8 protein-coding genes are annotated in these 6,134 nt (G+C 47.2%); 4 read left to right on the top strand and 4 right to left on the bottom strand.

The features are described 5' to 3' along the window. Window positions 1-425 precede the first annotated feature (425 nt). Window positions 426-1,289, bottom strand: a complete 864-nt coding sequence (locus H6F88_RS18080; protein WP_190644149.1) for an AraC family transcriptional regulator — start codon at window positions 1,287-1,289, stop codon at window positions 426-428. Between the two features lie 128 nt (window positions 1,290-1,417). Between H6F88_RS18080 and H6F88_RS18075 the strand changes: the two genes are divergently transcribed. Both H6F88_RS18075 and H6F88_RS18070 read left to right on the top strand, forming a co-directional pair. Next, window positions 1,418-1,624 (top strand): hypothetical protein, encoded by a 207-nt coding sequence (locus tag H6F88_RS18075; RefSeq protein WP_190644148.1) that lies wholly within the window; start codon window positions 1,418-1,420, stop codon window positions 1,622-1,624. Window positions 1,625-1,739: 115 nt separating this feature from the next. After that, complete coding sequence (locus H6F88_RS18070; protein WP_190644147.1) at window positions 1,740-2,570, top strand: oxidoreductase; 831 nt, start codon at window positions 1,740-1,742, stop codon at window positions 2,568-2,570. Between the two features lie 306 nt (window positions 2,571-2,876). Here H6F88_RS18070 and H6F88_RS18065 read toward each other — a convergent pair whose 3' ends face one another. Continuing rightward, window positions 2,877-3,176 carry a hypothetical protein gene (locus tag H6F88_RS18065; RefSeq protein ID WP_190644146.1) on the bottom strand — a complete coding sequence of 100 codons (300 nt, stop codon included), beginning with the start codon at window positions 3,174-3,176 and terminating at the stop codon, window positions 2,877-2,879. Between the two features lie 372 nt (window positions 3,177-3,548). Here H6F88_RS18065 and H6F88_RS18060 point away from each other — a divergent pair, with 372 nt between their 5' ends. After that, window positions 3,549-3,869 carry a hypothetical protein gene (locus H6F88_RS18060; RefSeq protein ID WP_190644145.1) on the top strand — a complete coding sequence of 107 codons (321 nt, stop codon included), beginning with the start codon at window positions 3,549-3,551 and terminating at the stop codon, window positions 3,867-3,869. Between the two features lie 331 nt (window positions 3,870-4,200). Next, window positions 4,201-4,875 (top strand): carbonic anhydrase, encoded by a 675-nt coding sequence (locus H6F88_RS18055; protein WP_190644144.1) that lies wholly within the window; start codon window positions 4,201-4,203, stop codon window positions 4,873-4,875. Window positions 4,876-4,969: 94 nt separating this feature from the next. On the opposite strand, the gene H6F88_RS18050 is transcribed toward H6F88_RS18055, so the two are convergent. Continuing rightward, window positions 4,970-5,239: a hypothetical protein gene (locus H6F88_RS18050; protein ID WP_190644143.1), complete on the bottom strand. Its 270-nt coding sequence runs from the start codon at window positions 5,237-5,239 to the stop codon at window positions 4,970-4,972. Next, window positions 5,240-5,947 (bottom strand): type 1 glutamine amidotransferase, encoded by a 708-nt coding sequence (locus H6F88_RS18045; RefSeq protein WP_190644142.1) that lies wholly within the window; start codon window positions 5,945-5,947, stop codon window positions 5,240-5,242. Between the last annotated feature and the right edge of the window lie 187 nt (window positions 5,948-6,134).

The following is a 6,134-nucleotide window of genomic DNA, read 5'->3' as shown; positions in this document are numbered from 1 at the left end:
AAAGACTCATCTCTCATCTGCGTAAATTGCAGAAGTTGCCATCGCGCATTCAGAAGTATTTTGAGCATCCATTTATTGCTTATGCTTCGAACAAGATGCAATCTCAATGATTGTCGGGTTAATAAGTAGAGGAGGTAGGCAGCACCCGACAAGCGAACAATGTTGTAATAGAACTTCCGACGCTTGAAGAATCGCCGACAGACCCATCATAGCGAAACAGGTATGGACAAGGTATCCAGCACAAATACCGAGCATTGATACGAGTCCAATTGCTTTGCCCTGGGTCAGGCTCCGGGTGGCAACGTAGAGCATATCTGGACCCGGAGTGGCTATCAAAGCTAATGCAGTGGTACAAAACAGCAAAAAGTTTATTTGTTCCATTTTGTTCACTTCCTCCATCGAAAGTCTTGAATCATCTCGTCAGCTTACGGTTCGTACAACCCAACCGTCTTGGACAAAACTGACTCACGATATTGCCCTGGAGTAACTCCAAAAACGCGTTTGAAGTGGTGATTCAAGTGACTTTGATCGTAAAAACCGTGGTCGGTCGCGATCTCACAAAGAGGTGTCGCCGTGCGGAGTGATTGTTTCGCCTGCCGGAGTTGGCAGTACTGCTGATAGCGATGAGGCGGTAATCCAACCTGCTGATGAAAACTGCGAATTAAGTAATCAGGATTGAGCCCAACCAATGTTGCAAGCCTTTCAATCGTAATCGCTTGGCTATAGTGCGCTTCCAGGTAAGTACGAACCTGAGCGATCGCTTGCGTTTCTGATTTAGGCAATCGTGGCGAGTAGTGAGGCTCTGCATGTTTAGCAAAGAGTTGTGTGAAAAACTCAAGCAGGAGGGATTGCTGCTCTAGCAGAGAAGTCGGGGTTTCCAGCACATCAAAAAGTTGCCGAAAAGTAGATTGTAGGGATTGATCCCCAACAACAGGCGCTACGAAATAAGGCAGTCCCTGCCCTTGCCATTCAATCTGCTCCAGCACTTGCTCAATCAAGGGCACAGTAATGTAGAGATTCCGATAGATCCACCCCTCACTGGATGAAGCTTGACCCGTATGAGCTTCATCTGGATTGATCAAGTTAAAACTTCCAGGGTACGCACAACGCGCTTCACCTTGATAGCTAAAGCATCCTTGCCCACCATCGTTAATACCCACAGTGTAGGTTTCGTGAACGTGCTTGGTAAAGCTATGACGAAACAATCGGGCAGAGAAGAACTCAATCCCAGGCACGCTCGAATCCCAAAACTGAGCAACATCTGAGCAGCTCTTATCCAGTCGATTCATAATTGAACAATTTTAGCAGGTCCTACTTTCAGCATCGCGCAACTTTTGGAGTTTTTCCTCTACCCAAATGCCTCAAAGCTGTCTCGGTGCTGGAATGCTCTAGTAGGCAACATACTTTGACCAGCAAAATGAGTGCAGATCCTGGCATCTACTCTGCTGACGGCGATCGCACCTCGTCAATCTGCAACCACTCAAACGGTGTATCAACTAAAGATTTGCCCAAAGACGCTAAACCGTGGGCGAGTAAATACTTTGACCCAATCGTGAGACATCCCTCTCCTCGTTGTGTTGTGCCTATTGTAGAGAATTCTTTTGAGCACCATCCTCCTGCTTGAGAAAATTAGGCAAGAACCTGCAAAATTTAGGTATTTAGAACCTTTTCTCTAAACCCTATGATAAATCCATACCAAAAAGGTAGTGAAAGAATAAGGCAATAAAGGAGATAGACCAATGACTCAGAAAACATGGTTCGTTACAGGGGCTTCTCGCGGAATTGGAGCCGAAATCGCGAAAGCCGTTTTAGCAGCAGGAGACCAATTAATTGCGACCGCTCGTAAAAAGACTGATCTGGATCAATTTGAGTCGAACCCAAATGTGTTGGCGCTCAGCCTAGATATTACCGATGAGACTCAGGTGCAAGCGGCAGTTGCAGCAGCACTGGAACGCTTTGGGCAGATTGATGTGTTAGTCAACAATGCAGGATTCGGTCTACTCGGCGGTATCGAAGAAACCAGTGCAGACGAGGTTGAGCGGGTCTATCGCACAAATGTCTTTGGACTGTTGAATATGACCCGTGCCGTATTGCCCAGTATGCGTCAGCGCCGCTCTGGACACATTATCAACCTATCGTCGATCGGCGGCTATCGTGCCACACCAGGCTGGGGTGTCTACTCCTCAACGAAGTTTGCGGTCGAAGGTATTACCGAAGCCATGCATGATGAGTTAGCGCCTCTGGGTATCCATGCGACGGTTGTCGAGCCGGGATACTTTCGGACCAATTTTCTCGATGGTAGCTCGCTCCAGAAAACCGCGACAGAAATTCCAGATTACGCGGAGACGGTTGGTAAAGTTCGTAAACTTGCCTCTGAACTGAGCTATCAACAACCGGGAGACCCCACCAAGCTTGCCCAAGCGATGCTTCAGCTTGCAAATGCAGATACTCCACCATTACGGTTGCCGCTCGGTACAGACACCCTTCGAGCCATTGCCCAGAAGAACGCTTACGTCGAGCAAGAAACGGCACAATGGCGTGCTCTGGCTGAATCGACTGATTACAGATAGTGAGCGCAGCAGGGTGAAGGAAGGATAGCGAACGAATGCTTTCAAGTCCTCGGTGGCGACATTACATCCTACCGAGGACTTGAGGCACATAACGGCTGCGTTCAGCGGTTGCAGTAACATCGAACTAAGCACCAAAAGCTTGCTGTGTCGCAAAAAATTCTGAAAGCGCTATAAGTAGCGTTGAAGCACATATACTGCTGCTCTATGGGTAGCAGTTCTTTTTTTCCCGACACAGCCGTAGCACCGGGCTCTCACCAGGTTTCAGGTAGGGAAAGTAGAGTTAGCATTCGTCCTGCCGTCAGGAACTCAGCAGATTTCCGGCTCTGCTACAGACTTGCCCTTTCGTTTTGGGACGAGCGCTCGGCTCCTGAAACCATCGCGAGAGTCACTCCGATTCGAGTCTCGCGTCCTCAGCGCATCAATTTTTTCTGCTTCTGTAGCGACAATCATAAACACTTGCCGCCCATCAACCGCGTTGTAAAGATTTTCAAGGACACAAACAAAGCCTTGAGCCTGCAGTTCTTCAGCCCTTGTATCTCTCGCTTGGCGGGCCTCATCGGCATCTTCCCAGTCCAGCTCTAAAAACGTTTCTTGAATCGGTTTCATCGGATCTATCTGGCGTAACTTTTTTAAGTGCCTTTGACGCACCAGTCACCATTATCCCCTAACGCAATCGTATCTGCTGCATTCTGATGTTGCCCCGTCTTAAACTTGTGAGCTAAGCAAGTTGCTAGCGTTCTAGACCTATGACTGCTGAAAGCGCAATGTCAGCAACAATGAGTACTTTGAAACTACTATCCACCGATCCTAGACCACCACCAAACAGGTTAACAAAGGCAGTCAGTGAATTCTGGTGGAGCTTGTACAGTTGTTTACTACCAGTTTATTATTTGGGATAGAATCAGCTCTCTTCCTGCTGCTGCTTGCAACTGCTCCGTTTTGCCTTTAGCTTTTTTCTAACCCATTTCAGTGAATCAGATGAACTCCCCTTCTCCAAACGATGAACAACAGTTGCAGCGATCGATTGAGCAGAGCTTACAAGAGATTGCTCTGCAAATGGGACAACCCCTTGATCAGCAAGCCGCCCAGCAGGTTTATCAGGCTGCCGTTGATTTGTTGAGTCATATTGTTTATGCACCCATTACCCTAGCTCGTTTAGCTGGGACATTGCTAGTTTATCAACTGCAAGATGTGGAGTCTGAAGAGGTGGAATGGTTCAAGTCGCAGGTTAAGCAGTGTCCCAATGATGATGAGGTTGAGGAATTGATTGAATCGCTCCACCGGATAGATTCACTCTGATTAACTCCAATGTGAGCAAGCTAATGCATAAGTTAATTGAGTGGTAGATTACTCACCCAATTCTTCCGGTTGTGTCGCAAAAATGGTTGTGTCGTAGGATCCCTGAGTGACGAACAATTTGCATCATTCGTGTTTCTCTAAGCAGCAATTTCAAGGACTACTTCGACAAACTTTGCTTGAGACACACGACTAAGGCCTTGTTAACATTCCTTTACGGAAGTACGGAAAATGTTACGACTCGCGTGTAGTAAGGGAAGGATAGAACTACATCCGCTTCTGAGGATGCAGTGCGAGTACACTCACTAGCTTTATCAACAGTAGGAATCAATTTATGTCAGTGACCGGTCTGATCCAAGGACTCAATGCGTTTCACAGCGACTACTTCACCGAAAATCGAGAACTGTTTGAACGACTGTCGAACGGGCAGACCCCCGAAGTTCTATTCATTACTTGTTCCGATTCACGGATTGATCCCTGCTTGATCACACAGTCTCAGCCCGGTGAACTATTCGTGATGCGGAATGTGGGTAATATCATTCCGTCCTATGGAGCCGCTAGTGGTGCTGAAGCCGCCGGGGTAGAGTATGCGGTAGCTGGAGTCGGAGTGCGAGACATCATTGTTTGTGGCCATTCCCACTGTGGAGCCATGAAGGGGTTGCTGCAAATTGGCAATCTGAGTGAGCAGATGCCGCTGGTCTACGACTGGTTGAAGCGCCATGGAGAAGCGACCCGGCGGTTAGTGTTAGATAATTATGCGAACGTGGAGCCCGAGCGATTGCTCAAGATCGCGATCGAGCAGAATGTGTTGACGCAAATAGAGAATTTAGAAACGTATCCTGTTATTCGGTCCACGCTGCATAGCGGGCAGATGAATCTACATGCTTGGATGTACGAAATAGAGACCGGCAAGGTATTCGCTTATGATGCCGGATTACGACAGTTTACGCTGCTGAAGCAGCGCTCCTTCCCGGTGCCCGACCCATTGATCACAACTATTTCAGAGTAAACGGTGAACTCTCCTTCTAGCACGTATAGCTGTTTGGAATAGCGCGTGTGGCGATGGAGAGGAGTTTGAGAACCAGATGGAAAATAACCTTCGATCAGATCGTACTGTCCTCCAGTTGTGGTGTGATCGGCAAGAAATTATTCGAGTTAAATCGATCGTAATTGATTTCATAAATTTTCTGCATTGTCGATCCCTGAATGAACTGTTGTGGCGATCGCTCGAACGAGCGAATGAATCGTATTGAGAACAGATTAAACATCGATCGCTGAGTACTCTGAAAGGTCTGCTGATATTTTGCACTCACTTGCTCTAAATCTACGTGGGAGTCATTGTTGAAACTCTGAGCGCCTTTTGCCCAACACATTCACTTGCCTCTTTGGTATTGATGTGAGAGCAGTTCCAGAAACTGGTACATGACCTTATGAATTTCTGCAAAGTTCTTATTCTCAGAAAGCATTTCCTCGAAAGTCTGAATATACTTCCCTGGAATTAATTCGGAGGCACAGTTTTCAATGAGCTGCTGTACACCTGGTCGATTCATTTCTAGGTGAAATTGCAAGCCAAGCACCTTTTCGCCGTAGAGAAATGCTTGATTGAGGCAACCCTCACTGTAGGCTAGGCGGGTTGCTTTTTCTGGTAACTCAAACGTATCTCCGTGCCAATGAAAAACTGTTAGTTGAGCGGGTAGAAACTCAAGGGCACCGGATTGCTGAACTGCTTCGGTTATTTTGATCGGAAACCACCCGATTTCTTTATGTTGCCCCGCATACACTTTTGAACCCAGAGCATCCGCGATCAGTTGCGCTCCCAGACAAATGCCAAGCACTATCTTGTCTTCCTCGATCGCCTGTTTGATTAGTTGTTTCTCTGCGATTAGCCAGGGGTACTGTTCTTCTTCATAGATATTCATTGAGCCACCCAAAACGATCAGCCAATCAAAATCACTCACCGTTGGTAACGGGTCGTTGGCATAGAGTCTGGTGGATGATAACGAATGGTTTTGTTCGTCCATCCAGGTCGAAATACTGCCCAGTCCCTCGAAGGGGACATGCTGTAGATAATGAACTCTCATTTTTTCACCCTCGCGACAGTTTAAGTTTGATTAGACGATATGAGCTTCAGGTAGCACCATCAGTTTAGGAATTCATACGGAATCCGGATCGTAAAGTGACACTATTTTATTTCTCCTTCCACCAATGGAAAAGTGTGTGTCCACGAATGGTGTCTGGCATTGCTGAAAGAGTAAGACAACGAGATGC

Source organism: Oculatella sp. FACHB-28, assembly GCF_014696015.1.
Lineage (GTDB): Bacteria > Cyanobacteriota > Cyanobacteriia > Elainellales > Elainellaceae > JAAUTN01.
The sequence above is the reverse complement of the archived record's forward strand: the minus strand, read 5'-3'. Positions and strand labels throughout refer to the sequence as shown.

Excerpts from the sequence above, each read along its gene's own strand:
- H6F88_RS18050 (WP_190644143.1), bottom strand. The coding sequence starts at position 5,239 with ATGTGTTGGGCAAAAGGCGCTCAGAGTTTCAACAATGACTCCCACGTA.
- H6F88_RS18070 (WP_190644147.1), top strand. The coding sequence starts at position 1,740 with ATGACTCAGAAAACATGGTTCGTTACAGGGGCTTCTCGCGGAATTGGA.
- H6F88_RS18060 (WP_190644145.1), top strand. The coding sequence starts at position 3,549 with ATGAACTCCCCTTCTCCAAACGATGAACAACAGTTGCAGCGATCGATT.
- H6F88_RS18065 (WP_190644146.1), bottom strand. The coding sequence starts at position 3,176 with ATGAAACCGATTCAAGAAACGTTTTTAGAGCTGGACTGGGAAGATGCC.
- H6F88_RS18080 (WP_190644149.1), bottom strand. The coding sequence starts at position 1,289 with ATGAATCGACTGGATAAGAGCTGCTCAGATGTTGCTCAGTTTTGGGAT.
- H6F88_RS18045 (WP_190644142.1), bottom strand. The coding sequence starts at position 5,947 with ATGAGAGTTCATTATCTACAGCATGTCCCCTTCGAGGGACTGGGCAGT.
- H6F88_RS18055 (WP_190644144.1), top strand. The coding sequence starts at position 4,201 with ATGTCAGTGACCGGTCTGATCCAAGGACTCAATGCGTTTCACAGCGAC.
- H6F88_RS18075 (WP_190644148.1), top strand. The coding sequence starts at position 1,418 with ATGAGTGCAGATCCTGGCATCTACTCTGCTGACGGCGATCGCACCTCG.